This window comes from Kovacikia sp. CALU 1929 (assembly GCF_056784235.1).
In genome coordinates, this window is the sequence record NZ_JBXBCF010000101.1 from 1 (window position 1) to 25,986 (window position 25,986).

Consider the following 25,986-nt stretch of genomic DNA (forward strand, 5'->3'; position numbering starts at 1 on the left):
CGCGTGGGCATGGCGGCCGCAGCGGGCCGCTCGCTCGAGAGCAAGTAGGCCATTCTCATCACTCCGATTTTTTTGCTCAGACCTGTCCGCTCGGGGGAGGGAGCGGCTCAGGGCATCAGGGCTTGCCTGACAGGATCGTGATAACGGGCTGGACAGCCATCAGTCCAACAAATAGATTTCATCATATCGATCAAACTTCGTTATGGACCCGCCACAATGTCCGCCCCGCTCGATCTCGACCAATTGCGCAGTTTCTGTGCCATCGCCGATTGCGGCAGCTTCACCGAGGCAGCCCGGCGCGTGAACAAGACGCAGTCGGCCGTGTCCATGCAGATCAAGCGGCTCGAAGAGCGTCTGGGGCAGATCCTGCTTACGCGCGACGGGCGCTCGGTCGCCCTCACCACCCAGGGCGAGGCGCTTTATACCCGCGCGCTACGCATGCTGCGCACCAACGCCGAAATCCTAGACCATTTCTCGAAGGGCGATCTGTCCGGCACCATCCGCTTCGGCGTGCCCGACGATTATGCCGTGCGCCTGTTGCCGGTGATCCTGTCAAGCTTCCAGCGCACCCATCCGCGCATCGTCGTCGACGTCTCCTGCATGGCGTCCGAGCAATTGCTCGAAGGCATGCGCGCGGGCAGGTTCGACCTGATCGTCTTCACGCAGGGAACGAACCAGAATTTCGGCGAGCTCTTTCGCACCGAGCGCATGCACTGGGTCGCCTCGCATGGCGGGCAGGCGCTCGCCAGCGACCCGCTGCCGCTTGCCTGCGGGCCGGGCGGCTGCATCTGGCGCCATGAGGCCGTCGAAAGCCTCAACCGCGCCAGCCGCGATTATCGCATCGCCTATACGTCATCCAATGCGACGGCCATTTCCAGCGCCGTGCTGTCCGACCTCGCCGTCGGCTTCCTGCCCGAAAGCGCGCTGCAGCCGGGCATGCGCATCGTGCCCGACGATTTCGGCCTGCCGCGGCTCAACGACGCCCAGATCGCCCTGATGCGCGGCAGCCATGCCTTTGGCGGGATCTACGACGCGCTCGCCACGCACATCGTGTCGAGCATGGGCAACCTCGACTCGCGCACGCCGCACCTGCAGGCGGCCGAATAGGCCGCCACTTCAAGGAGATGTCGGGTTTTCCGGGTCGAGCAGGCGGTGCAGGTGGACGATGAAATAGCGCGTCTGCGCGCTGTCGACCGTCTGCTGCGCCTTCTGGCGCCACACCGCATGCGCCGAGGCATAATTCGGATAGATGCCGACGATGTCGACCTCGTTGAGATTGGCGAAGGTCACCCCGTGCAGGTCGCTCAATTCGCCGCCGATGACGAGGTGCAGCAGTTGCTTTTCCGGTGCTTCGGTCATTGTGATCCTCGATGGTTCTCGTTCGCCGCTGCTACGGTGCCGCGCGCGCCTCGGTTTGATCGGCCGGGCATCCGTACACCTTGATCAGGGCGGCTTGCAGATAGGGTTTTAGGCGCGGGTGCGCAAAGGCCGCAAGCGCACCGTGGTGCAGGTCGGGTCTGTTGAAAATGACGGTCCCAGCGCACACGTCCTCGAACGAACCACCGGCTTCCTCGAGGATCAGCGAAGCTGCGGCCACATCCCAGTCCATCGATCCGCGACGCACCGCCACTCCGCCGAACTTGCCGCGCGCCACCTGCGTCAGCCGATAGGCGAGCGAGGTGTAGTGTGGCCCCTTGCGGCAGGCAAAGCCGAGCGCCTCGAGTTCGGCATGCACCGCGCCCGGCGCCGGTATCAGCGGCGCTTCGTCGGCCAGTTGCGGCATGACCAGCGCTTCCCCGTTGAAGCTCGCCCCGCCCCCGAGGCTTGCCGCATACATCTCGTTGCGCGCCGGCGCATAGACGACGCCGGCCACCGGCCGACCGTTCTCGACAACCGCGATGCACACCGTCCAGGAGTCCTCGCCCCTGATGAATCCGCGCGTTCCATCGATCGGATCGACGATGAACAATCGCTTGGCCTGAAGGCGCGCCGGATCGTCGAGCGTTTCCTCGCTCAGCCAGCCATAGTCCGGCCGCGCCGCCGTCAGGGTGCCGCGCAGGAAATTATCGAGCACGATGTCGGCTTCCGACACCGGCGAGTTGCCCGCCTTTTCCCACGTCTTCAAGGTGCGCCTGAAATAGCCGGCGGCGATGATGCCGGCCGTCACGGCGGCACTGCGCAAGAGCTCAAGGTCCTGATGATACTGGTGAAGGCGGGCATCCATTGCCCGCTTCTAGGCTCCCCCCATGCCCCCCGCAAGTATGGCCGGACCGTGACAAGGCAACGCAACGGTTAAACGCATGCTGCAAATCACGCTTAATCAGTCGTGATACCCGGTCACACCCCGCTAACCCTCTGCCAAAACAACGCAAACTTAACCGATCCCGTTAAGCGCAGCGGCAAGGACCCGCGCTAAATTGCCCCCATCAAGAGGGCGAAAAAACAGCTCTCGGTTGTTGACAGGAAGGTAGTTCAATCATGGCTCGTGGCTTTGAGATCGAAGGCGGCGCAACCATTCTGGCTTTTGCCCGCCCGGCCTTTTCCGAGCCGGTCGCCGTGGCAAACGACAATGCCGCGCCCGATCCGGTCCGGACCGTCACCGTGCGCAAGCAGCTCGAAAAGAGCGGCGTGGCGGTCAAGATCAAGGTGCCCGTCGATGAGTTCATCGGCGTCGCCGTCGCAACGACCATCTCCGAAGATGGCGTGCTGCGCTCCTCCATCGAACTGGTCCACGAAGACGGCGAACTGAACTATCGCGTCTTCGAAGAGATCGGGAACCACAACGTCGTCGCCGAATGGCAGAACTGGGGCAAGAAGCTGCGCCTGCCGCTGTTCATCCGCTCGGGCGATGGCGAGTACCTGCCCTACTCCCAGCAGGTTGATGGCGTCATGGTCGGCGCCAAGACCGGCCGCCGGCGCCTCACCGCCGAAGCCAACCGCCGCCCGCGCTTTCTCAACCGCCGCAAGCCCGGCACCGAAACGGCCTGACCCGCCACCCCTTACGCCCTCCAAAGGCTCAAAAGACCCGGCCCGTGGTGCGGCCGGGTTTTTTGCTTTTTTGCCATTTTGAACCGCGCCGGAACTCGATGTCCCCTCCACCCACCATTGGCTGAGTCTGAAACACTACTTCTCAGTCTAAATCATTTGCCTTCTACTCAATTTAAATTGGTATTCTATCTAAAACAAGGGAGCGGTAATGATCTTCTCATCCAGTCCCGCCGATTTCAGTAGCTCAGTCCAGAGGGCAATTAGATTCCGGTCATTGGGCTGAGAGCGTCTCAGTTCTGCCACCATCCCCAAACCGTCATACCACAGTCCCTCCTGCTGATAAAGGGCAATTCGTCCCAGGGGGGGAACCTGGGCGAGATGATCCACGGTCGCAGAATTCAGTTCTCCCCTGGTAATCCAACCCTTAAAGGAAGGGCTTTTATCTAAAGCCTCTGCATCACAGGTGACCGAGAAAATCCATTCATAGCGTTTGCCAGTCTCTAAACCAGCAAAAGCCTTAGTCGGCAACGCCACTGCGTTGATGGCATTGCCTTTCAAAGCAAATTGAGTTGTATAAACAGGCTGATTGCTCTCGTCCTTAAGCACAAATCTTCCTTCAACAGCATCGGTTGGTGGGACGTAGACCAGGATCGTGGGATGCTTAGTTGCAGTCCCGCCATCACGGGGAGCCAATGAATACAAATTGTTTTTTCCCAAACAGTCTGGTGGGCGAGAGCCTCCTGGGGAAAGACCTCCAGGCTTACCGGAAGTGGGTGGTTTGGCAAGTGCCTTAGATGCGGGCAGATCTGCCAGAGCAGAGGGGGATGCACCTAGCCAGGAAGAACCGGCAATGAAGGCAGTACAGAATAGCGTAAAGGCTTGACAAGTCTTCGTCTGATACATGCGTTTTGCTTCCAAGAATTCAATCACAGCAACCGAATCAGCAACAGGTCAAAGCTTGAAGCCTCATCTGGTATGCCGCAGTCTGCTAAAGATGCAGATTGGCAGCCACCAGAAATGAATGACAGAAAACCAGAGGCATCAGGTGGAAAAACCACCGACGGCTAAAGATCTGGTCTGTAAATAGCAGGCATTCGTTCCAGAATGGGTGGATGATGAATGCCTTAGCCTGAAGACTTCATAAAATCTTTACGAGAGAAAGCACCGCCATCCGGAAATCTTCAAAGAAAAAATCTGGATTGCATCAGCGGATCTCTTTCAGGTATTGTCCAAATCCATATCGGTAGTGAACTTGCTACCTCACCTCAAGTGGGATACAGGGTGTTACCCGTTGCAGGATCAAACACAAACAAATGCTCCGGGTCGAGCCAGAGGGGCAGGCGATCGCCCACCTGAACTGGTTGCCCTGCTTCTGTTTGAAGATTTAAAACTTGCGGTCTGAAATTTCCCTGGGTGGGCACCACTACCCGAATCAGCGTTTCTCTCCCCAGAGGTTCCACCACACTCACTTCAGCATTCAGATGGCAAGCTTCTGAACGAATCTGGACATGCTCTGGGCGAATCCCCAGGTCAAAATGCTGACCAGGGCTGGGCTGAAACTTTGTTTGAATCGCCTCTGGACAAGGAAGGCTCTGTCCATTTACCTGAAATAAAGTTCCATCGTAGACTGACTGCAAAATGTTCATTGGTGGATTGCCCAAAAAGGTGGCAACCATGCGGTTTGCTGGATGACTGTAAATTTTCTGAGGTTCACCAATCTGCTGAATCCGTCCCTGATTCAGCACCACAATTTGGTCTGCCAGGGTCATCGCTTCAACCTGATCATGGGTAACGTAAATGGTTGTAATTCCCACCTGTTGATGAAGTTGCTTCAGTTCGGCGCGGGTATCATCTCGTAGTTGGGCATCCAGGTTAGAGAGGGGTTCATCCAGCAAAAACACCTGCGGCTGACGGGCGATCGCCCGCCCCAGTGCCACCCGTTGCTGCTGCCCCCCGGATAGTTGACGGGGTTTGCGCTCTAGCAGATGTTCAATCTCCAGCATCCGGGCAACGGTTTCAATTCGTGTTCGGATTGTTTTTGGATCTGCCCTACGCATCTGAAGCCCGAAAGCCAGGTTCTCAGCCACGCTCATATGGGGGTAAAGGGCATAGTTCTGAAATACCATCGCCACATCACGTTGGCGAGCGGGTATCTGGTTGACCAGGCGATCGCCAATGTACAAGTCCCCAGAAGTGGCGGCGTCCAATCCGGCGATCGTCCTTAGAATTGTAGATTTGCCACAGCCAGACGGTCCTACCAATACCCAGAACTCCCCATCGGGAACCTCAAAGGTAATATCAGCGATCGCAGTTACCCCTTCAAATCGCCGTGTAATTTCCCGCAGTTGGACGCTTGCCATTTAATCTATCAACTCTACTCAAGTGGAATTGCGGTAGGGGTTGCCCTGATTAGCAACCTATCATCAGGAAAAATACTGAAAGAAAAGGTAACTCCATTTCGCCAATCGTCAAACCTTCTTGGGTGTAGTTTCACGTAGAGGACTCAATCTTTAGATTCCCATAAAGAGCTTGAGTTAAAGATTGACCAATGTTCCTAAAAATTTTTATCCTCAAAGTAAGGTATTAAAGATAACCAGACGAGCCACTAGATACTGATTAGGGTTGCCAAATATGTCCACCACTGACCACTATAGAGTCATTCAGCCTACCGGGGTACTCACCATTGCAAGCTCACCCCAGGTTATGCAAGAGTTTAAGGAATGCCTGGAGGCAAATGTCAAAACTGTCCTGGTTGATTTGCAGAACTTAGATTTTATCGACAGTTCCGGCTTAGGGACACTGGTTTCTATGCACACCAAGATTAAGTTAGCTGGTGGAAGACTGTACCTGTGTTCGCCCAAGGATCAGGCACGCAGCTTGTTCGACATTTCCGATATGGACAGAATTCTTGAAATTTACTCCAACCGAGAAGAGTTTTACACCCATGTAGTGAAGAAAAACATGGCTGTGATGGTGCAATAACGGTAGTTCACCTATTTAGCGACGACTACCATTGTTTAAGGCAACCTTGAGAGTACTATGATAGTCTGGCACTGGATCGCTCAAACCGATCGCGCCTGCAAAGGTGAGGTTTGAGCCATCTATATTTTGTTGAGGCTGTCGGGGCTAAGTTTCATGGCAATTGTGGATTCTAAAGGTCGCTTCCTGGGCAAAGTCAGCATCCTGGATATTGGTGCTGTACTGGTTATTTTGTTGGTCATCATTGGTGTGCTTCTTCCCAGTACTACGGGTATTGCCCAGGTTGGTAGCAATACCAAACCTGTTGAGGTAGATGTGGTGGTCAGAAGCGTTGTTTCCGATACGCTTTTAAAGCCGGGAGACAAGACGAACATTATTATCCGCAACCAACCCTTTGGGGATGTCAAAATCCTTAAGGTGGAAGAACTACCCAGAAACGTTTCAGTTCCCCAGCCTGATGGTTCGGTGAAACCGCTTCCCGATCCCCGTCCTGAAGCTGGACTTACAAAGGATTACATTGTCACCCTGGCAGGCAATGCCCAAATTACCAAAGATGGTCCAGTATTAAGCAACAACAAGATTAAAATAGGTACCAGAATTGAGCTAGAAGGCTATATCTATAATTTTACTGACCTGAGCATACTCAATATCAGGATAAAAGAGTAACCGGTGGTGCTGATTAGCAGGATGAGTTGGAATGAAGGCTTCGAGGTGATCGCTTAGCCGAATATTTTCTTCGTGCTGTGGTTAGATGCAAAATACCAACTTTACTCAGGCAGTCTGGCTGGCAATTGAACCCACTTGAAGTTCTTCCTGAAAGGCGCGATGCAGGTCAGTTTGAAACAGGTGTTCTGCCTGTCGATAGGCTTCTCGTTGTTGAAAACTCTGATGCTTTGCTATTTCCATCACATAATGTAGTGCCTGCTGCTGTGCCACCCATGGAGCGCGGTTCTGTTTTTCCCACGACACGATCGCAATCACTTCACCATTGGAACGGTAGAGGCAGTAGTCCGTCACGCCGTTCAAAGGTTCCGCATTGTACCCCTCCACAGGAATCTCAAATCTAACTTCTCCCTTAAGAACATGGATTAAATAGCCTGAACTATTTCTTGGTGGTACGGGCTTAGCAGTGCTAAGTCCCTCCGCGAAAAATTCCATCTTATTAAATTCTCATTTCTTAGCAGGACTCAGCGCCCACTCCGCAGCTTCAAGCTTGGGGTCAATCAACTCATTCCAAGTCCAAGCTTCGTTGGGGGGATAGGTCATCCCTTTACAAAAAAGGACTACCAATCTGTCATGACAATTACACTGTAGCGATCGCAGATTTTTCTGCCCAGCGCCCAACGGCTTTGCCAATCACTGCCAGTTCCGGCATCAGGGAATCGAAGCGCTCTGGAGTCAGGGATTGGGGTCCATCAGACAACGCCTTCTTCGGGTTGGGGTGGACCTCAATCATGAGGGAATCGGCTCCAGCGGCGATGGAAGCCATTGCCATGGAGGGTACATACTCCCACTTGCCCGTGCCATGACTGGGGTCAATCATGATCGGTAGATGGGTGAGCGATCGCACCACTGGAATGGCTGCCAGGTCTAAGGTATTGCGGGCATACTTGCTGTCAAAGGTCCGGATACCCCGCTCACACAAAATCACATTCGGATTTCCGGCTGCCAGCACATACTCTGCCGCCATTAACCACTCCTCAATCGTTGCCGACATCCCGCGTTTCAGCAGAATCGGTTTATCCTGGGCACCTACCTTCTTCAGCAGGGAAAAGTTCTGCATATTGCGGGCACCAATTTGGATGATATCGGCAACTTCCGCCAATGGTTCCAAGTCTGACGCATCCATCAGTTCCGTAACAATGCCCAGTCCGGTGGCTTCTCTGGCTTTTGCCAGCAAACCCAACGCACTTTCACCATGTCCTTGAAACGCATAGGGCGAAGTACGAGGCTTGAATGCGCCGCCCCGCAGAAAACTAGCTCCGGCTGTTTTGACCCGCCGCGCCGTTTCAACAATCATTTCTTCATTTTCAACCGAGCAGGGACCAGCCACCACCACCAGCGGATGATGTTCCCCAAAACTCACCGCGCCATTGGGTGTGGAAACCGTTACTTGGCTGGCTTCCCCATGCCGGTATTCACGGCTGGCACGCTTATAGGGTTTTTCAACCCGCAGCACCATTTCAATCCAGGGACTAACTTCCTGAATTTGCAGCGGATCCATTTCAGCCGTTTCGCCCACCAGCCCAATGACCACCTTATGCCTGCCAATAATCTTCTCAGGAACCAGCCCCCAAGCCGTAAATTCCTCTGTAAGGCGGCTGACTTCATCCTCTGGAGAACCGACCTTCATAACTACGATCATGGTTGATTGTCCTGTTAATTATTAGGAGGGTGGACTAAATCTGCATGGGCGGGGTTAGTTAACAGTTTAACTATCAGCCGTCAGGATTTGAGGTGACTCAAGAGTCCGTCTTTTGCTTGCCAGAACGCCAGGAATCCGTCAAACGAGCAAAGTTCACTTTGAACTCACTCAACCCAAACCAGGAACCAAGGCGGTCTTCATCCCAGGAAGCGGACAGCGCCCCGTAGCTCAGACCCAGAACCCCTAAACCAAAAAAAGCCAGATTAACTAACAACACCGCTACATTGGGGAGCTTGTACCAGTGCTGAGTAATGACCACGTAACTTACAATCAATGTCAGCATTCCCAGAGAAGTCGGGATGCCACAGAAAAACGCCATTCGACGAGCCATACGGCGGCTAATCACTTCTGGAATGGCAGCCGCCTGTTTGCTAGCCGACTTGTCAGACGATGCATCTTTTGCCCTGGCATCAGTTTTGGTATCCGTTTTAACAACGGGTGCGGGAGCGACCTTTTTGGCAGGCTTTTTGCGGTTTTGGGCTGGCTCAAAAGGTAGCCGTTTCTCAGACAAATCGTTGGCAGCGGCTTTGCCGTTGCCCTTTAGATCCTTTGGGGACTTTGCTGCCATACGCCTGAAGCTCCTTAACCGCGAATGCCTAAACGGGTAATTAACGCCCGATAGCGATCTTTATCTTGCTTTTGAATATATGCCAGAAGCCGCTTTCGCATTCCAATCATCTTCAGTAGACCATGACGGGAGGCATGATCTTTTTTATTAGAGCGGAGGTGTTCACTCAAACGCTGAATTCGCTCGGTGAGCATTGCCACCTGGACATCAGCCGATCCGGTATCGGTTTCGTGGATCTGGTACTCGGAGATAAGTTCTTGTTTGCGCTGTTGCAGCAGAGCCATGAGTCGTTTGGTATGTCGGTAAATTTTGTTAGCAGTCTACAATCTTACCACAGGGAAAAGGGAGTTGGAAACGTTAGGAGTGAGAGTTTCGCCACCATGAAACGAAGAAGGTTTTTCCACCGTATTGTACTCGGTTCAGCTAGTCTGGCTGGGCTTGCGGGTATGGACTTTAGAGTTGCTAAACGCCCCTCCCGATCTGCTCCAGCTAAGTCACGTTATAGGTGGGTAGTTCTGTACTGGATGCCCTATGACAACGACCTGGCTCGGTTTGGTGAGCCAATTGTAGAAATGCTCACCCGTGGCACTCGTAACCCTGAAACCACGGTGATCGTTCAATCAGACTATTGGGGCGATACGAAAATGCGCCGTCGCCAGCTTCTTAATGGACAGATACGGGAGTTCGAGGTGAGTGGAGAAGACAGTAGTGATGTATCTGCTTTCTCAGCGTATCTTGATTGGGCGTATCAAACATTGGAAGCAGAACGCTGGGCGGTGATTGTTGTCGGTCATGGTGGCAAGATTAACGAAATTAGTCCCGATGATCACGGGAAGGATTGGCAAACAAGAACCTGGATGGGGGTTGATCAGTTTGCTCAGGTGGTTAGCCGCTTGAACCAGGCTACTAGGGGACGGGTTGAGCTACTTTTCTTTCAAAACTGTAATAAAGCTACGCTCGAAGTTGTATACGAAGCTAGAAATTGTGCCCGGTATACCCTTGCTTCTCAACAGACTCTTGGGGCACCTAATTACTATTACGAAGGGTTCCTCGATCGCCTGCGAGAGCCATCGGTTGGTGGACGGGAAGCCGCGATCGCCATTATGGATTCTGAGCGGGCTGAGATGTATCACACCCTCACTCTGGTAGATAACCAGGCAGTTAAACGCATTCCAGAAAAACTCTCTCAGGTGCTTCAGCCTATTCTGGGTAATCAGTTGTCCGTACTCACCCAACTAGCACACTCAACCTACAATTATCCAGAACTCTCAACCTATAGTTATTTTGATGAGGAGCATTGCGATCTGCTTAACCTGCTCAGCTATCTTTCCAGAGGAATCAGCCGTCTAGGTCAAGATGAGCTGACTAAATTTGCTAATTTTCTACGATCATCGGTCATCGTGCATTACAAAACCGGGGGGGAACTTTATGGTCTCCGCCCCCTTGAGCAGGTCAATGCAGAAAAACTATGTGGTTTAGGTTTGTATCTTCCAGAGAAAGAGCAAGAAATTGTTCGCTATAGTTACCTAGGCTTGTATCGGAAAGTGGATTTAGTTAGCCTGTACAAAGGCATGTTTATCAATTGACCCGCTTGCTCGGAAATGAGGGGTGGGCTATAGACAGCAGAAAATACCCCTCCCCCCTCACTTCTCAGTCCTTATTCCTACTTACTTCACTGCCAGACAAACACCTTTGCCTCCCACTCACCCAGATCGATCATCAGGCTATCGTTGCTGGATTCGATGTCGAAGTCCGCTGTCCACTCGTGCCAGGTGCCGTTAGCCGGGAAGTTGGGGATGGTATAACCTGCCAGGAAGTTGTCTGAGAAGTTGGCGGCAACAACGACCCGTGAGCCTTCGTCATTCCAGCGGGTGTATGCCAGAACGTGAGCCTCTGGATTTTCGTGGAAGAACTCGATGTTCTCGGTATGCAGAGCAGGATTGGTTTTACGCAGGTGGATTAACCCCTTGTAGTAATCAAACAGGCTGCGGTTTTCCTCTCCTGCCAGGAGTTTCCAGTCAATTTTTGCCTGCTCGGGAGTTTTATATTTGTATTCACCAAATTCTTCACCCATCCACAGCAGAGGAACGCCCATTGCGGTCATCACCAAGGCAGCACCGAGTTTGCGGCGGCGGAAAGCGGCTTCTCCTAAAATGCCGCGATCGCCCAATTCTGCCATGACATGGTTATGGTCATGGTTGGTCAGGTAATTAACCACATTAGTAATGCCCATAAAGCCCTGTCGTTTGGCATCCAGGACATCCTTCAACGGCTCTAGATCAAAGGTTTCGCCAGTAATGTGCGCCAGGACGCAGTGGTAAAAACTATCGTGCCAGCACCCATCCATAGGACCATCCACATTGGTAATGCTGGTGGTTTCAGGAATGTATTCCGCAATGTTGTAAAACGGTTTGCTGTCCGCTGTTCGCTTTGCTTCTTCGACAATCCAGTGCATGAAATCGTAGTTGGCAATTTGTCGGGCTGCATCGTAGCGAATGCCATCGATGTGAAATTCTTCAACCCAGTAACGGACGATATCCCCGACAAACCGGCGGGCGGGATAGGAGTCCAGGTTTTCATCGTAGTGTTCATAGTTAAATTCGGGTCCCCAGTTGTTGTCGGGGTCACGCGGCTCATGGTGATACCAGTAATCGTGGTCAATTTGAGTCAGCGGCGAGGAAGCTTCTGAGTGGTTATAGATCCCATCCATGAAGACGCGAATCCCACGAGCATGACATTCATCAATCAATTGCTTCAGTTCCGCCGTTGTTCCGTAGCTGGTTTCGGTAGCAAAGAAATGCCGTGGGTTATATCCCCAGCTATAGCTACCGGGATACTCTTTAACTGGCATCAATTCGATCGCGTTAATTCCCAATTCACACAGGTAATCCAATTTCTCAATCACATGGATATACCTTCCTCTAGGTTTGGGGTCATCCTCACCGCCAGAGAAATCGGCAACGTGAAGCTCATAAATAACTAATGCATGATCGGGCGGGAGGGGCTTGTCATCGTGCAGCCAGAGATAGTTATCAACAATCCTGCGCCCATTTTCGATCCGAACAATACCATTTTCATCGGAGCTATTGCCGTCAATATCGGTTGCGTAAGGATCCGTAACCGACACCCACTCATCTGGCTCAAAAAACCAGCTCTTCGACTGCACTCGAAACTTGTACTGGTAGTCGCCGTCTTCCAGATCAACCGTTACCCGGAAAAACCCTTCTTTATCCTTTTTCATGGGAATATCCTCCCACTTGGAGAAGTCCCCAATCAGGGCTGCGCCTTCGTTGTAAGGAGCAAATAACTTAAACTCAATAGGACTTGCCATATAACTCCCTGAACGTCGTTAAACGAGGAATTGATGGCTGCATTTTCCACTTTTTTATTTGGTCAAAGCATCTTACTGACGGGAGAGTTTTTGAGAAAATGGAGCGGCTTAGGGAGGGAGAATAGGGAGGGAGAATAAGACCTGTGCAGGTTGGGGTGAGGCAAGGAAACCCACCACTAAACTTGATTGCACCTGACTTACGGCTTATGCAAGAGGAACCAACTGTAAATTTCCATTCCTTAATAAGGCGATATGCAACTAATGTGCCCTCATCCCAAACCTTCTCCTTGGGGATAAGGGCTTTCGGACATTTCTGGTTCTCTCGCCCTTCGGGAGAGGACTAGGGTAAGGGCAGTCTTTGCAGGCGTTCTATAAAAGTCGCACATCGCGTTAATAACTGATTTGGAGGGTGACAGAAGCTTCTACTTGCTGGTCGCCGCCAATTACCGGGGTAGGGGCTTTTGCCACTGCTAGATCAGCCGCCTGGGCTGAGAACACCGGACGCGGGGGTGGAACAAAGGCTTGATTAATTTGAATGTTAACGACTTCTTTACGGGTTAGACCGAGACTATTGAGAACAGCGTCTGCCTGTGCCTGGGCATCCTGGGTAGCTGAGCGGAGGGCAATTTTTTGGGCAGACGCGATCGCTGCATCTGAAGCGACAAAACTAACTCCATCAATTCGGCTGGCTCCTGCCTTGACGGCTTCATCCAGCAAGACTCCCGCTTTCTCTGTAACAACCCGAAAACTGACAATATTACTGCCTGTGTATCCGGTGAGGGTCTGGGTGCCGCTGTCGTAACGGTAGGTCGGACTGAGATTAATACCCGTTGTTTCCAGCCGCTCCACATTGCGTGACTTGAGCAGAGTCACCACTGAATTGGATCTACGGGCAACTTCCTGTTGCACTTCATTCGCTGTTTTCCCCTGCGCTTCAACGCCCAAGCGCACTTGAGCCAGGGTTGTGGCTACCATCTCAGTTCCCCGTCCGGTGACTGTTAGCGTGTTCTTCAGCCTCTCCTGAGCCAGAACCGGATGAGCGAACATCAAACTCAGCATTCCCGTACTCACTGCCAGCGTTTTCAGACGGCTCCAGCCGGATTGTTTTCTGATTAGACTAGTTGAGACCATGATCAAAATCCTCCCCACAAAATTGCTTGTTTAACTTGAGTATCCCTAATGTGTCATCGAAAGCAACTAATCATGCCACTGGTTACAAATTTAGAAACTCCAGCATTGCCAGTAAGCTGCAAAACTCAAAATTCAAAACTTAAACCTCAAGCCTTAAACCTCCCTCTTCCCCCCTCCTCCCTATGTCTGCAATTTTGGTTGACCACTTAAGTAAAACCTACCCGGTTGCTGTCAAAGAACCGGGGTTAAAGGGTACGATGGTGCATTTCTTTCAACGTACCTATCGGCAAGTAAAGGCAGTTCAAGAGATTTCGTTTCAGATTGAACCAGGGGAGGTGGTGGGCTTTTTGGGGGCTAATGGAGCAGGAAAGACAACAACACTGAAGATGCTGACTGGGTTAATTCATCCGTCTTCAGGCAAGGTAAATGTGGCTGGTCATATCCCATTTCAGCGGCGATCGGCTTTTTTGCAGAAAATTACGCTGGTGATGGGGCAAAAGCAGCAGTTGATCTGGGACTTGCCCGCGATGGATTCTTTGCGGATCAATGCCGCAGTGTACGGAATTGGCGATCGCGAATTCCGCGATCGGGTTTCCGAATTAACCGAAATGCTTTCTCTGGAAGGCAAACTGTCCCAGCCCGTGCGCAAACTGTCTCTGGGTGAGCGCATGAAAGCGGAATTGTTAGCTGCCCTGATTCACCACCCTCAAATCCTGTTCCTGGACGAGCCAACCCTGGGATTAGATGTCAATGCCCAGGTGAGTGTGCGCGAGTTTCTGCGGGAGTATAACCAACTCTACCAGGCAACAATTTTGCTCACCAGTCACTACATGGCAGATATTACAGCTCTTTGTCCCCGCGTCCTGGTAATCCATCAAGGGCAGTTGGTCTATGACGGCAGCCTGGAAGGCTTGGTCGATCGATTTACGCCCTGTCGATCGATTGTGGTGGAACTGGCAAGCCCCTACCCTGAAGCAAAACTGGCTTTATATGGCGATCTGGAAGCGGTGAACGGTCAGTCAGTCAGTTTTTTGGTGCCCCAGGAAACTCTCACCCGTACAGTGGCAAAGATTCTGGCAGAGTTGGAGGTGATTGATCTCGCAGTCACCGAACCCCCCGTAGAGGAAGTGATTGGGCGTGTGTTGAAAGCAGGAGTGGTTTCATGACAGACACCCAGGAAAAGGCAAAAGGCAAAAGGCAAAAGATAACAGATCATAGGGAGGCAAGCCCCTCTCCCCTTTACCCGTTGAAAAAAGCCTTTCGCATAGCCAGGGCACTCCTCTCTGTTTACTACGCTTATATGCTGGAGTACCGGGCGGAACTGTTGCTGTGGGTGCTATCGGGATCGCTACCGATTATCTTGATGGGAATCTGGATAGAGGCAGCGCAGGACGCACAGTTCGGGTTAACACCGGTAGAGTTTGCCCGCTATTTTCTGGCGGCATTTATTGTCCGACAGTTTACTGTTGTTTGGGTAATCTGGGAGTTTGAACGGGAGATTGTGGAGGGTAAGCTGTCGTTTCGGTTGTTGCAACCCCTTGACCCCATCTGGCATCACCTGGCATCTCACGTAGCCGAACGTTTTGCTCGTCTACCGTTCGCCTTTGGGCTAATTGCATTGTTTTTTCTGCTTTATCCCCAATCCTTCTGGATTCCTGATCTGGGAAATCTAGTTTTGTTTCTGTTCGTGATTGTTTTTGCCTTCGCCCTGCGATTTTTGATGCAATATACCCTGGCGATGTTTGCTTTCTGGACCGAGCGGGCAAGCGCATTAGAGCAGTTCTGGTTTCTGTTTTACCTATTTCTGTCAGGGTTGGTCGCACCTCTCGATGTGTTTCCACCTCTGGTGCGAGAGGTCGTTTTATGGACACCCTTTCCCTACCTAATTTACTTCCCAGCTAGTCTATTAGTTGACTTGCCGGTCGATTTGCTACGGGGACTATTCGTAATGCTTGCCTGGACTGGAATATTCTTGTTCACCTACCGCTGGCTGTGGCGTAAGGGATTGCGCCAATACTCTGGGATGGGGGCATGAGGATGGCAACCTGTAACCTTTAATACATCGGAATCAAGTCAAAGAAGGACTCTTTCCCTAGATGAAAACCATACTTTTTGACCAGTTCTTTCAGGTTCGTTGAGTGGTCTAGGGGAATCCAATCATCCACGGATCCTCGAAAGCACCATCGCTCAACGACAAATTCTCTGGTTTCTGCATCTTCCAGGACAAACTGCATCATGGGAGAGTAGGTAAAGCTTTGGGCAAGGGCTTCTTTAACTCTTTCAGGAACTGTGCTGGGGGTATATCCAACAATTTCCATCAAGACATCCGCATCTTGATCACAGAGGTAGACGATAATACTGTTGCCTTTGACATCTACAATAAAGTCTTTGATTTTAGCGTGCTTTTTGATACCAGCTTTTACCGTCTCGATTTCTTTAGAGTCAAAGACTTGGGGGAGAATTTTTCTCAAAAATACCTGGGCATTAGGATTCTCATAAATTTCGTAGCCTGCCGGAATGGAATCAACTAAAGTTCCTTCATCTTTCATTGAGAAAAAGTATTTGGGTTTTCCAGTCTTGGTTTCCCCTTGATGCAAATAATACCTTTTTCTCTTGCGGTTCAGGTACTCGATCGCCATTGCTCTCGTGTGCTTAAAAGTTCGGATTGTTTAGCCCAATTTAGCCGAAAGCTTCTGTCAAACTTCATAAAGGGCATAGCAATTCAGTCGGTACGATAAATCAACCATAACTGTAAAAATAAGATAGGACGCAGAAAAAGTACACTCTTTCTACGTCCTGCTCTCTATATTTCTGACGCTTCTGATTTGAGGGATAATAAAGGATGGGAGATTAGTGTTGGTTAAACCGATATTTCCGTTGTCTATGTTTTGCAAGCGCTTTACGTTTTTCTTTCTCAAGAGGAGTTTCAAAGTGACGCTTCTTACGCATGTCCTGGAAAATGCCAGCCTTAGAAACCTCACGCTTAAATCGGCGTAATGCTGATTCGATACCCTCGTTTTCTCTCAAAATAACCTGAGTCATCCGAAGTTTCTCCTCCTTTCTTAACCTAAAAAATAACTGCTGAAATCGAAAAATCAGGCGGGAAGACTGCCAGTGAGCTGGAGTAACTGATGAAATCCGCCTAAGTACGAAGGGAATTCAGTTTTAAGAAAACAATTTAGTAGCGACGATAGTCCCGATTATTGCCACCGGAACCATCTCTTCCAGAACTTCTATTTTCACGGGGTTTAGCCTTGTTGACCTTGAGGTCGCGTCCCATCCATTCAGCCCCATCTAACGCCTCAATCGCAGCCGTTTCTTCGGCTTCTGTTCCCATTTCAACAAAAGCAAAGCCCCTCATCCGACCGGTCTCCCGATCTGTCGGCAGTTGTACCCGGCTAACCGTTCCGTATTCCGCGAAAACACTCTCCAAGTCTTCTTGCGTTACGTTGTAGGAAAGGTTACCAACGTAGATCGACATCATGAATCTCCCAAATCAACAAATGTAGAGAGTTAAATTCGGAGAAACATCTGTCGTGGAAACAAAAAAGTTTCAGTACCGAAAATAATCCTTACAGTGGCACTATAGCACAGAGAGGAAGACTACGTGTGGAGAGGATGGAGGTGGGAACAGGGTGCTGGGTAAGGGGTACCGGGTATCGGGGTGGTCGGGTATCGGGTATGAATCAGCGCGATGAAGGGCATGGGGAGTAGGGAGTGGGATTGGGACCTTGCACTCTATACCCTATAACCATCCCATCAATGCTTGCTAATCTAGATTTCAGATATGTCAAGAACCAGGGCAATGGGACGGTATTTTCGGGTTTTGCGGTTATTTTGGGCAACGGCGATCGCGGCTGAGCTAGAGTATCGCGTCAATTTTTTGCTGGCAACGCTCAGTAGCTTGGGGGGGCTAGCTGGCAGCCTATTTGGGCTATTTTTGTTCTATCAAAATGACTATACCTTTGAAGGTTGGAGTTGGGCGCAGGCACTGATTGTCCTGGGGATTTTCACCATACTCCAGGGGTTCTCGGCAACCTTTTTAGCACCCAATTTGAACCGGATTGTGCGCCACATTCAGCAGGGAACGCTAGATTTTGTGTTGCTAAAGCCAATCAATTCGCAGTTCTGGCTTTCAACCCACACCCTTTCTCCCTGGGGCATTCCCGATCTAATCTTTGGGCTGATTGTCATTATCTATTCAGGCTCTCAACTGGGCTTACAAGTCACCGATTATTTTCTGAGTCTGGTGCCCATTCTGTTTGGGTTTCTAATTCTGTATAGTCTCTGGTTTATATTGGGAGCGACAAGCATCTGGTTTGTCAAAATTTATAACGTGACGGAAGTGTTGAGGGGGTTACTGGAAGCTGGGCGGTTCCCCATGGCGGCGTATCCTACGGCTTACCGATTCTTTTTTACGTTCGTGGTTCCGGTCGCATTTCTTACTACGGTTCCGGCGGAGGTGATTTTGGGACGGGGCGAGTTAGGTTGGACTTTAGGCGCAGGGGTTTTGGCAATCGCCCTGCTGTTCGCTTCCCGCGCTTTCTGGCAGTTTGCCCTCCGGTTTTATACCAGTGCATCAAGTTGAAGGGTTATAGCAGGTGTCGGGGGTTAGGGGTCAAATGTAGTGGCAACTTAACTTGACATCTCCAGTCCCCTGTACCCCACCCTAATCCAGAAGGCTATGGACAGGTGATTTGTTCAACCGATGTCGTCCCTCACTGAGATGTTGACGTTGACTGTTGCTGTACCCAATCCTGCCCTAGCTGAATCGTAATGTCGGAGCTTAGCTCTCCCGTGCTCTCAATCCGGACTTCACCCACACCAAGGGCACGACGGAGCGCTTCTGCCCCTTTAGCATCCCCCTGTTGAGCAACAATCCGAGTAATCCTCAACGGTTCACTATGGGGCAGGTCAACAATCGTATTGGTATAACCTGCTTTTCTAAGGGTATTGACCATGGTTTGGGCAGCATCCATTTGCTTGGTACTGTCTTGAACCACAATTCGCAGTGAACCCGGAGTGGCAGTCGAAAAGTCTGTAGAGCCATAACCAAAGTACTGAGCCATCATGGCATCGATTCGGCTAGGTTGAGGTAACCAGTAGCTGGCATCGTACTGACCGGGGTCACTGAATTGTCCGGGCACTACCAGCATCTGCGCATCGGCGCGGCTCGTGTGGGAAGCAAAACCAACGAGAGCAACCAGTTCTTCAACGGTTAAGTTGGTATCAATGTAAGACTGGATAACCTGGAGAATTTTGGGCAGACGGGTGAGGGTTGCCGGATTAAGCGACTGTTCAATCAACGCCCGCATCACCATTTGCTGGCGCTGAATCCGTCCAATATCACCATATTCGTCATAGCGAAAGCGAAGAAGTTGCAGTGCCTGGTTCCCATTCAAGTGCTGCCGACCTGTTTTGAGATTGATGTAAAGGCGCTGGCTGTCATCTTGATAACGCATATCCTTAGGAACGTAGACGTTAACACCGCCAAGGGCATCAATTAACGCCTGTACACCCTGGACATTGATAGTAACGTAGCGATCGACCCCGATTCCACCCAACAATTCGCTGGCAGATTTAGCCGCTAAAGCGGGTCCACCATAGACATTGGCAGCGTTAATCTTAGTCACTCCGTAACCAGGGATTTGGGTGCGAGTATCCCTGGGAATGGAAAGAATGGTCAACTTTTTAGTCTCAGGGCTAAACCTGAGCAGCAGCATAGTATCCGTTAGACCATCAAAAGAATTGACGAGCGCATGATAGCCCAGCCCAGTTAAGTTACGGGGAGGCTCTGCCACATCACTGGTGAGAACTTTAACGCCCAACACCAGAATGTTGACTGGGCGGGTCAATTCTGGCATCTGGAGCGTGGTACTAGTCGAGATGCGATCGCCCTTTGCAAAAACCGATGCCTCTTCAGGGCTGAGTTTGCGTTGCATTAATGGTGTACTTGCCATGGTCACTGCAACCAACGCACCCGCTGTTGCAGATATCATGGCTATTCCAGTCAACCCAAATACCAGCCAAAGCCAGCGAAACTTTCTAGGTTTTGTGGATAGCTTTTTCAACGTTGTCTTTGGCGGCGTTAACTCAAGTGGTTTTTTGGAGGATTCATTCACAGGCTTTGTTACTCACACACTAGCGAAGCTTACGCAGTTCCTCGCAGCAGCATGTTAACAACAATTCCAGAGAAACGATGAAAAAATCCGGAAAATACAGGCAAATGTTTAGGGGAAAGCCCCATTCTGCCCTCCCCTCCTGTAACCTTCCTTTACAGAAAGGATTACATTCACTGGTAGGGGGCTATCTACTGTGCTAGTCAAAGATCTGGCTAAGATCGCTTTCGAGGCGTTAGAGAAAGCTATGCTTAGGGCAACATGGATAAGAAGAGCGGCTTAATTCAGTATGGGACTGAAGGGCTTAGAGTCTTCTGCCCATGGTTTCCTTTTTAGAGGTGCCCTACCGAACAACTGCTTTGGGTAGTTTTGCTCCTACCTGTGCAGTACTTCTGTGCAATTTGGTGACATTGAAAACTGATGCAAAGTAACGTTGGTAATGGCTTTCACAATCAGAAAACCCATCAGTGCGTGTCGCAAGTCCTCAGGCGTTGCTTTTCGGAGGGCAGCATCTATGGGAACGCAGAAATCCCAACCATCCTGCTTAGTTGGGCTGGACGGTTAGTTCAAACGTTTTGTGTATTGACGAGAGCGTTCTGTGAATTCAGTCGATTGTTCTTCGTCCAACTGCCTATGCAGCAGGAGAGCGGTGCATGAAAGCTCAACAGAACCATAAGCCAAAGTTACTGGTTGTCGATGACGAACCAGACAACCTTGATTTGTTGTACCGCACCTTTCACCGAGAGTTTAAGGTGCTGAGGGCAGAGAATGGACCCACTGCCCTTGATATTCTGGCAAACGAGGGCGATGTAGCGGTGATTATTTCCGATCAGCGCATGCCACTGATGAGTGGGACGGAGTTTTTAAGCCTGACTGCGACCCAATATCCCGATATTATTCGGATCATTTTGACCGGCTACACCGATGTCGAGGACCTGGTTGAAGCAATTAATTCAGGCAAAGTTTTTAAATATGTCACCAAACCCTGGGATGACAATGAGTTAAAGGCGGTAGTGCGGCAGGCTGTAGATACCCATAATGTGTTGAAGGCACGGACCCGGGAACTACGGCGATCGCTCCGCCAGGAGTCTTTGCTGAATGCAGTGACCAATACCATTCGGGGGGCGCTCAGCTACCGCCAGATCCTGCAAACCATTGGCGAAACCGTAGGGCACATGCTTGAAGTCAGCGGTTGCGTGGTTTGCCCTTACCATGACGGGCATCTGGATGATGAGCGATTTGTTTATGTCGATAGCTCCAGAATTAGAGGCTCTGAGACCGCAAGGGTATATCCCCACGCCCTGACAGGTTTAGCCGATGCCCCAGAGCAATCCGCCATCAGCTTGAAAGATCCCCTGCTAGAGGAACCCAACGAAGCCTTTAAACCCCTACTGGCAGAGGCAGTCTGGGAAACTCATGGAGTCCAAGTTATTCAGGATTCGGAAACGGATGAACGAATTCAGGGAGAGGAGCCAGATGCCCAACGGCGGCAGCAAATTTATTTCAAGGCAAATATCCGCTCCAGCTTAATTGTGCCGCTCATCTGTCAACAAGATCTGGTGGCAGTTCTGGCATTGCATCAATGCGGGGAACTGCGCACCTGGCAGGACGATGAAGTGGAACTAATGACTCTGGTGGCAGATCAGGCAGCACTGGCGCTTTCCCAGGCACGGGCTTACGAGCAGGTGCGTGCCCTCGCCAAACGGGAGGTGTTGGTTAACACGATTACGTCTGCGATTCGTTCCAGTCTTGATCCCCAGGAGATCTTTGCTGCAATTACCCAGCAGTTGGGTCATGCCCTCCATGCCGATGGTTGTGCCCTTTCCCTGTGGACACGGGAAGATGAGTTTGTCCAGTGTGTTGGACTCCATGATGCTTCCCACCCTGGGTTAACCACCTCTAGCCCTAACAGCGAGGCAGGAAACCATTCCTATTCGTCTAATAGTCATTCCTCTAGAGCAAATCCCTTGTTGGAGGAAGCGGAAGAGATGGTACTCCGGCCGCTACCCCAATCGACTGTACCGATAGAGAATAATCCAGTGCTGCGGCAACTGATGTTAACTCAACAACCAGTTGTTTTAAGTGATCTGGAGAAGTACCCGGAGATGAATGTGCTGGAACTGCCGCTCCGTAACCCGGCACGGGCACTACTGGTGGTTCCGCTGATTTTAGATGGCGAGATTATCGGTAGCATTTCTCTGCGGCAAAATCATCAACCGCGCCGCTGGCAAGCCTCAGAAATTGAACTGGCGCAAGCAGTAGCCGCGCAGGCGGCGATCGCGGTGCATCAGTCCCGCCTTTACCAGAAGACCCGCCAGCAGGCAGAACAACTGCTGGAACTCGATCGCCAGAAAACGGAGTTCTTTCAGAACATTTCCCACGAATTTCGCACACCCCTGACCTTAACCATTGGTCCACTAGAATCCGCTGTCGCCCAGAAACAGGGGCTTTCCTACGAGCAGGCAGCGATCGCCCTGCGGAACTCACGCCGCTTACTGCGTCTGGTCAACCAATTGCTTGACTTACAGCGGTTAGATGCTGGACGAATGCAGCCCAGCTTCCGTCCCTGTGATCTGGTAGAGTTTGTCAGCCAGACGGTTGACTCCTTCCGCTCCTACTGCCAGAAGAAGGGAATCGGTTTAAAGACTCAGCTTGAAAACTGTCCCCAGGTCTATCTCGATCTGGAGAAATTTGACAAGGTGCTGTATAACCTGCTCTCCAATGCGATGAAGTTTACCCCGGAGGAGGGAAAAATTACAGTTACCCTGCAACCCGCTGGGGATCACTGTTTACTCAAGGTAATCGATACAGGGATTGGGATTCGTCCTGATCAGGTGCCCCATCTGTTTGAACGCTTTCGGCAGGCGGAAGGCTCTGCCAATCGCAGTTATGAGGGTAGTGGACTGGGGCTAGCACTGGTGAAAGAATTGGTGGACTTGCATGGCGGACAAATTTCTGTGGAGTCCACCTATGGGGAGGGGACGACCTTTACGGTGTGGCTTCAGACGGGAACTTCTCACCTACCTGCCGCCCAGGTAATTGAGGTGCAGGCAGAAATTCAACCCAATCGAGCAGCGGTTGAGTTGGCAGATGTGGAAATGGAGGCGGAAGAAGGGGGCAGAGAAAATGCTCCCCATCCTGAGCCGGTAGAGGGTTCCAGCATTTCAACCATTCTGATTGTGGATGATAACCCTGACCTGCGCACCTACGTTTCTAGTATTCTACGGGAGCAGGGTTATCAGGTGTGGACGGCTCGTAACGGCTCTGAAGGCTTTCAGGCAACCCAAATTTACCGTCCCAATTTGATCATTACGGATCTAATGATGCCCCGTGTTTCCGGGCTGGATCTGATTCGGATGATTCGGGAGGAGGATGAACTGAAGGGAATTCCGATTGTCTTGCTGACGGCTAAAGCTGATGAAGATACCCGCATTGAGGGAGTAGAGCGGGGTGCAGATGCCTATTTATCTAAACCATTTAGCGATCGCGAACTGCTGGCAGAAGTCCGTAACTTGCTGGCATTGAAGGAGAACGAACGCCGGGTTGCCGAACTTAATAACTATCTCACTGAGTCTGTGCTGAAGCGGTTTTTGCCTGCTTCCTTAGTCCAGCGGGCAGCCCAGGGTGAGTTAGTTCTGGATCTACGCCCAGAGCCGCGCCTGGTGACCGTTCTGTTTAGCGATATTGTGGGGTTTACCCAGCTTTCCAATACGCTGAGATCGCGCCGGGTTGCCGAACTGTTGAACGAGTATTTAGCAGAAATGACCCATGCTATTTTTGATAATGGCGGCACTATTGATAAGTTTATGGGCGATGCCATCCTAGCGGTGTTTGGTGCTCCAGAGGAGTTAAACCCCAATGAACAGGTGCGTCGAGCCGTTGCGTCTGCCCGCCAAATGCGCCAGGCACTCCAACAACTCAACCAGCGCTGGCAAGAGCAGGGCATTGCCCAGGTACAGTTCCGTTGTGGAATTCACCAGGGAACTGCCGTGGTAGGAATGTTTGGGAGTGCGGAACGGGCAGATTATACAGCGATCGGTCCCAGCGTTAACATCGCCTCCCGGATTCAGGAAGCCGCTGAACCCGATAGCATTCTGGTTTCAGCAGCGGTCGCGGACTATCTGGAAGAAGACGAAATTGTCAAATACAGTCCCCTGAAGCTAAAGGGAGTCGATGAAACTGTGCTGACATTTGCCGTGAAACCAGAAGTTTTAGCCTAGTGCAGTATCAGTAAACCTTCTGTGCATTCCCCCTTACTCTCACCCTAACCCTCTCCCAAGGGGCTACTGTATATACACAAGTCGTAAAAGTTGAATCGGTAGGTGATCGCAGCGTTGACGGTGGGTAGCAGAATCCTGCTTGGGGGCAACCCCCCAACCCCCCGTAGCAGAGGATTTTACGGGTGAGAACTGACAAAGCTTGTCTCGTGTTCTCACCCGTAAAACAGGTTGCGTCCCCCGCACCCCCTCCAAAACGATGCAATCTCGGCATCAATGGCACATTCATCCGATTGGGTCTTCAAGCAAGGGCAAACGGGTGGCAAGGGGAACGGTTGTCTTTAAATTTGAGGCAATCTGCGACCGATTTTCGTCGAGCTAGACTTGAAGACTCAGCGCCAGACCCTTAACTCCTGTGGAGACGCTACGCGAACGGGGGGTTTGGGGGAGTTAGGACCCCAAAAAGCGGGGGACTGGGGGGAAGTCCCCCAGAGCCAGACTCCAACGAAGCCAAGATCTGTATACACGGTAGCCCAAGGGGCGAGGGAACAGGAGTTCTGGCTCCCTCGCCCCTTGGGAAGAAGGGTTGGGGATGTAGCTTGCTTCCCGTACGATGGGCAATATACAGGTTACAAAAAAGCTTGTCTGAATTTGCAGTAGCAGATCTCGGTCTAAATCTACTTAAACATGCCTGGCACCTGACACCCTGGTTGACTGACAATCTTGGTGGTGCCGAAATATCCGCCAGGAAATCAATTTTCTGACTTATCGCTAAAGTACCCGTCACCCCTACCCAAGCGGCAACCGAATCGTAAACGTAGCTCCTTGTCCTGTGACGCTGTTGGCAGTAATCATACCGCCGTGTGCTTCTACGATGCGCTGGGTAATTGCCAGTCCTAAACCTGCACTGTTACCTTTACGAGACGGGTCTACGGTGAAAAATTGCTCAAAAATCCGGGGAAGATCGGTATCGCTAATTCCCGGTCCCTGATCTTGAATGGTCACAACTGCTTGCTTTCCTTCTCGATAGCCTGTGATGAAGACTTTTGACCTCTGTCTAGAATATTTGATGGCATTGTCCAAAATATTCAGAAATGCTTGCAGAAGTCGTTCAGGATCTCCTTTGATTTGTAAATCAGCGATGTCGGACTGAATCACCAATCCGTGCATTTGCATCCGAGACTCTACTGCCCGAATTGCCCGGTCGATGAGGTCGCTCAGTATGATGGTCTGCCGCTCCAGCAGGCTTACTCCGGCTTCCAGTCGTCCCAAATCCAGTAAGTCGTGGATGAGCCGTGCCAACCGTCGGTTTTCATCTTCAATGGTTTGAAAGAAGCGATCGCGCAGTTCAGGCTCTTCATTCGCTCCATTTCGGAGTGCCTCTACGGTCACCTGCACATTGCTAATGGGGGTGCGAAGCTCATGGGAAACATTGGCTAGAAATGCCCTGCGCTCCTGATCCAGGGAAGCCAGACGTTCACTCATACGGTTTAGCTCCAGCGCCAGTTGATCCAGTTCGTTGCTCTGGCGCATGGTGAGCTTGTCACCGAAATGCCCGCTCCCCATACGAATTGCAAAGTTCTGCATTGTTTGAATCGGTTTGGCGAGACTATGGGCGAAGCGATCGCTAATGACCGCACACAGCAAAACAGTTAATAGGAGTGCCCCCAGCACCGTCCATATTAAGACGGCAAATTGACGCTGAAACTGAGCCAGCGTAACGGACATGCGTAACACGCCTAAAAAGCGATTGTTGTAAATGATTGGGCGGGTAATGTATATGCGATCGTCTCCAGAGAGGACTCCTTTGGCAACTCCCCGGGTTGTCTGGTTTTTCAGGGCTTCCTGGACTCCGGGAACCTCTAACCAGTTTGTGATGTACCGATCTTCTGGGGCAGAGGTGGCAAGCAACCGCCCAGTTGGAGTAAAAACTCGCAAGGTCACTGTTTCTGGAGCGCCATAGCGACTGACCAAAAGATTGACCCGCTCAACATTCTCCGTCGCTAGAGAATCTGCAATGCTTTCACTCAATGCCGCGGTCCAATTTTCCAGGTCAACCTGCCTTGTCCACATGAAGTAGGCATAGAAAGACCATAGGAGATAGCCTGCCATCAGGGTTGTACCCAGGACTGTAAGCAACAGATAGGATACAAACAGTTTGGCTTGAAACGAATTACGTTTTATCCAAAACGGGAACTGAATCTGAAATGGCAACCAACCCATAGCGA

26 protein-coding genes are annotated in these 25,986 nt (G+C 51.2%); 11 read left to right on the forward strand and 15 right to left on the reverse strand.

Annotated elements, in window-relative coordinates; genetic code table 11:
- The first annotated feature begins 216 nt into the window (after nt 1–216).
- Nucleotides 217–1,107: a LysR family transcriptional regulator gene (locus tag AC1S52_RS28795; RefSeq protein WP_482032492.1), complete on the forward strand. Its 891-nt coding sequence runs from the start codon at nt 217–219 to the stop codon at nt 1,105–1,107.
- A 9-nt stretch (nt 1,108–1,116) separates the two neighbouring features.
- On the opposite strand, the gene AC1S52_RS28800 is transcribed toward AC1S52_RS28795, so the two are convergent.
- A complete protein-coding gene (locus tag AC1S52_RS28800; protein WP_482032493.1) occupies nt 1,117–1,359 on the reverse strand; it encodes a DUF4170 domain-containing protein in 243 nt (80 codons plus the stop codon).
- A 31-nt stretch (nt 1,360–1,390) separates the two neighbouring features.
- Entirely contained in the window at nt 1,391–2,224 is an 834-nt protein-coding gene (locus AC1S52_RS28805) for a 3'(2'),5'-bisphosphate nucleotidase CysQ (RefSeq protein ID WP_482032494.1), read from the reverse strand.
- 254 nt (nt 2,225–2,478) lie between these two features.
- On the opposite strand from AC1S52_RS28805, the gene AC1S52_RS28810 reads away from it, so the two are divergent.
- On the forward strand, nt 2,479–2,988 hold the full coding sequence (locus AC1S52_RS28810; protein ID WP_482032495.1) for a DUF6101 family protein: 510 nt from the start codon (nt 2,479–2,481) through the stop codon (nt 2,986–2,988).
- Between the two features lie 189 nt (nt 2,989–3,177).
- Here the strand turns inward: AC1S52_RS28810 and AC1S52_RS28815 are convergent, their stop codons facing one another.
- A complete protein-coding gene (locus tag AC1S52_RS28815) occupies nt 3,178–3,891 on the reverse strand; it encodes a DUF928 domain-containing protein (protein ID WP_482032496.1) in 714 nt (237 codons plus the stop codon).
- A gap of 362 nt (nt 3,892–4,253) precedes the next feature.
- Entirely contained in the window at nt 4,254–5,348 is a 1,095-nt protein-coding gene (locus AC1S52_RS28820; protein ID WP_482032497.1) for an ABC transporter ATP-binding protein, read from the reverse strand.
- A gap of 271 nt (nt 5,349–5,619) precedes the next feature.
- On the opposite strand from AC1S52_RS28820, the gene AC1S52_RS28825 reads away from it, so the two are divergent.
- Both AC1S52_RS28825 and AC1S52_RS28830 read left to right on the forward strand, forming a co-directional pair.
- Nucleotides 5,620–5,970 carry an STAS domain-containing protein gene (locus tag AC1S52_RS28825; RefSeq protein WP_482032498.1) on the forward strand — a complete coding sequence of 117 codons (351 nt, stop codon included), beginning with the start codon at nt 5,620–5,622 and terminating at the stop codon, nt 5,968–5,970.
- Nucleotides 5,971–6,123: 153 nt separating this feature from the next.
- Nucleotides 6,124–6,633 carry a DUF4330 domain-containing protein gene (locus AC1S52_RS28830; protein WP_482032499.1) on the forward strand — a complete coding sequence of 170 codons (510 nt, stop codon included), beginning with the start codon at nt 6,124–6,126 and terminating at the stop codon, nt 6,631–6,633.
- Between the two features lie 105 nt (nt 6,634–6,738).
- Here the strand turns inward: AC1S52_RS28830 and AC1S52_RS28835 are convergent, their stop codons facing one another.
- The 4 genes from AC1S52_RS28835 to rpsO all read right to left on the reverse strand — a co-directional run bounded on the left by AC1S52_RS28835 (nt 6,739) and on the right by rpsO (nt 9,244).
- The gene (locus tag AC1S52_RS28835) at nt 6,739–7,017 is read right to left on the reverse strand and encodes a hypothetical protein (RefSeq protein ID WP_482032500.1); all 279 of its coding nucleotides are present in this window, start codon (nt 7,015–7,017) and stop codon (nt 6,739–6,741) included.
- Between the two features lie 253 nt (nt 7,018–7,270).
- Nucleotides 7,271–8,332, reverse strand: coding sequence for a 3-deoxy-7-phosphoheptulonate synthase (gene aroF, locus AC1S52_RS28840; RefSeq protein ID WP_482032501.1), 1,062 nt, complete (start codon nt 8,330–8,332; stop codon nt 7,271–7,273).
- A 97-nt stretch (nt 8,333–8,429) separates the two neighbouring features.
- On the reverse strand, nt 8,430–8,960 hold the full coding sequence (locus AC1S52_RS28845) for a photosystem II biosynthesis protein (protein ID WP_482032502.1): 531 nt from the start codon (nt 8,958–8,960) through the stop codon (nt 8,430–8,432).
- 14 nt (nt 8,961–8,974) lie between these two features.
- A complete protein-coding gene (gene rpsO / locus AC1S52_RS28850) occupies nt 8,975–9,244 on the reverse strand; it encodes a 30S ribosomal protein S15 (protein WP_482032503.1) in 270 nt (89 codons plus the stop codon).
- Between the two features lie 96 nt (nt 9,245–9,340).
- Here rpsO and AC1S52_RS28855 point away from each other — a divergent pair, with 96 nt between their 5' ends.
- Nucleotides 9,341–10,546, forward strand: a complete 1,206-nt coding sequence (locus AC1S52_RS28855; protein ID WP_482032504.1) for a clostripain-related cysteine peptidase — start codon at nt 9,341–9,343, stop codon at nt 10,544–10,546.
- An 86-nt stretch (nt 10,547–10,632) separates the two neighbouring features.
- Here AC1S52_RS28855 and AC1S52_RS28860 read toward each other — a convergent pair whose 3' ends face one another.
- Both AC1S52_RS28860 and AC1S52_RS28865 read right to left on the reverse strand, forming a co-directional pair.
- A complete protein-coding gene (locus AC1S52_RS28860; protein WP_482032505.1) occupies nt 10,633–12,291 on the reverse strand; it encodes an alpha-amylase family glycosyl hydrolase in 1,659 nt (552 codons plus the stop codon).
- Between the two features lie 390 nt (nt 12,292–12,681).
- On the reverse strand, nt 12,682–13,422 hold the full coding sequence (locus AC1S52_RS28865; protein WP_482032506.1) for an SIMPL domain-containing protein: 741 nt from the start codon (nt 13,420–13,422) through the stop codon (nt 12,682–12,684).
- A 182-nt stretch (nt 13,423–13,604) separates the two neighbouring features.
- On the opposite strand from AC1S52_RS28865, the gene AC1S52_RS28870 reads away from it, so the two are divergent.
- Nucleotides 13,605–14,588, forward strand: a complete 984-nt coding sequence (locus tag AC1S52_RS28870; protein WP_482032507.1) for an ABC transporter ATP-binding protein — start codon at nt 13,605–13,607, stop codon at nt 14,586–14,588.
- Entirely contained in the window at nt 14,585–15,457 is an 873-nt protein-coding gene (locus AC1S52_RS28875; protein ID WP_482032508.1) for an ABC transporter permease, read from the forward strand. Before AC1S52_RS28870 ends, AC1S52_RS28875 begins: the two co-directional genes overlap by 4 nt.
- Before the next feature lie 19 nt (nt 15,458–15,476).
- Here the strand turns inward: AC1S52_RS28875 and AC1S52_RS28880 are convergent, their stop codons facing one another.
- The 3 genes from AC1S52_RS28880 to AC1S52_RS28890 all read right to left on the reverse strand — a co-directional run bounded on the left by AC1S52_RS28880 (nt 15,477) and on the right by AC1S52_RS28890 (nt 16,903).
- Entirely contained in the window at nt 15,477–15,971 is a 495-nt protein-coding gene (locus AC1S52_RS28880; protein ID WP_482032509.1) for a hypothetical protein, read from the reverse strand.
- A 301-nt stretch (nt 15,972–16,272) separates the two neighbouring features.
- Entirely contained in the window at nt 16,273–16,464 is a 192-nt protein-coding gene (gene rpsU, locus AC1S52_RS28885; protein WP_223050413.1) for a 30S ribosomal protein S21, read from the reverse strand.
- A gap of 136 nt (nt 16,465–16,600) precedes the next feature.
- Nucleotides 16,601–16,903, reverse strand: a complete 303-nt coding sequence (locus AC1S52_RS28890; protein WP_482032510.1) for an RNA recognition motif domain-containing protein — start codon at nt 16,901–16,903, stop codon at nt 16,601–16,603.
- Between the two features lie 306 nt (nt 16,904–17,209).
- On the opposite strand from AC1S52_RS28890, the gene AC1S52_RS28895 reads away from it, so the two are divergent.
- Nucleotides 17,210–18,010, forward strand: a complete 801-nt coding sequence (locus AC1S52_RS28895) for an ABC transporter permease (protein ID WP_482032511.1) — start codon at nt 17,210–17,212, stop codon at nt 18,008–18,010.
- A 130-nt stretch (nt 18,011–18,140) separates the two neighbouring features.
- Here AC1S52_RS28895 and AC1S52_RS28900 read toward each other — a convergent pair whose 3' ends face one another.
- The gene (locus AC1S52_RS28900) at nt 18,141–19,382 is read right to left on the reverse strand and encodes an LCP family protein (RefSeq protein WP_482032512.1); all 1,242 of its coding nucleotides are present in this window, start codon (nt 19,380–19,382) and stop codon (nt 18,141–18,143) included.
- On the opposite strand from AC1S52_RS28900, the gene AC1S52_RS28905 reads away from it, so the two are divergent.
- The 3 genes from AC1S52_RS28905 (at nt 19,381) to AC1S52_RS28915 (ending at nt 23,761) form a co-directional block, all read left to right on the forward strand.
- Entirely contained in the window at nt 19,381–19,602 is a 222-nt protein-coding gene (locus AC1S52_RS28905; protein ID WP_482032513.1) for a hypothetical protein, read from the forward strand. The two genes, AC1S52_RS28900 and AC1S52_RS28905, sit on opposite strands and share 2 nt — an antisense overlap.
- Before the next feature lie 359 nt (nt 19,603–19,961).
- Nucleotides 19,962–20,198: a hypothetical protein gene (locus AC1S52_RS28910; RefSeq protein WP_482032514.1), complete on the forward strand. Its 237-nt coding sequence runs from the start codon at nt 19,962–19,964 to the stop codon at nt 20,196–20,198.
- Nucleotides 20,195–23,761, forward strand: coding sequence for a response regulator (locus AC1S52_RS28915; RefSeq protein WP_482032515.1), 3,567 nt, complete (start codon nt 20,195–20,197; stop codon nt 23,759–23,761). Before AC1S52_RS28910 ends, AC1S52_RS28915 begins: the two co-directional genes overlap by 4 nt.
- Nucleotides 23,762–24,547: 786 nt before the next feature.
- On the opposite strand, the gene AC1S52_RS28920 is transcribed toward AC1S52_RS28915, so the two are convergent.
- Nucleotides 24,548–25,981, reverse strand: a complete 1,434-nt coding sequence (locus AC1S52_RS28920; protein WP_482032516.1) for a HAMP domain-containing sensor histidine kinase — start codon at nt 25,979–25,981, stop codon at nt 24,548–24,550.
- Nucleotides 25,982–25,986 lie beyond the last annotated feature (5 nt).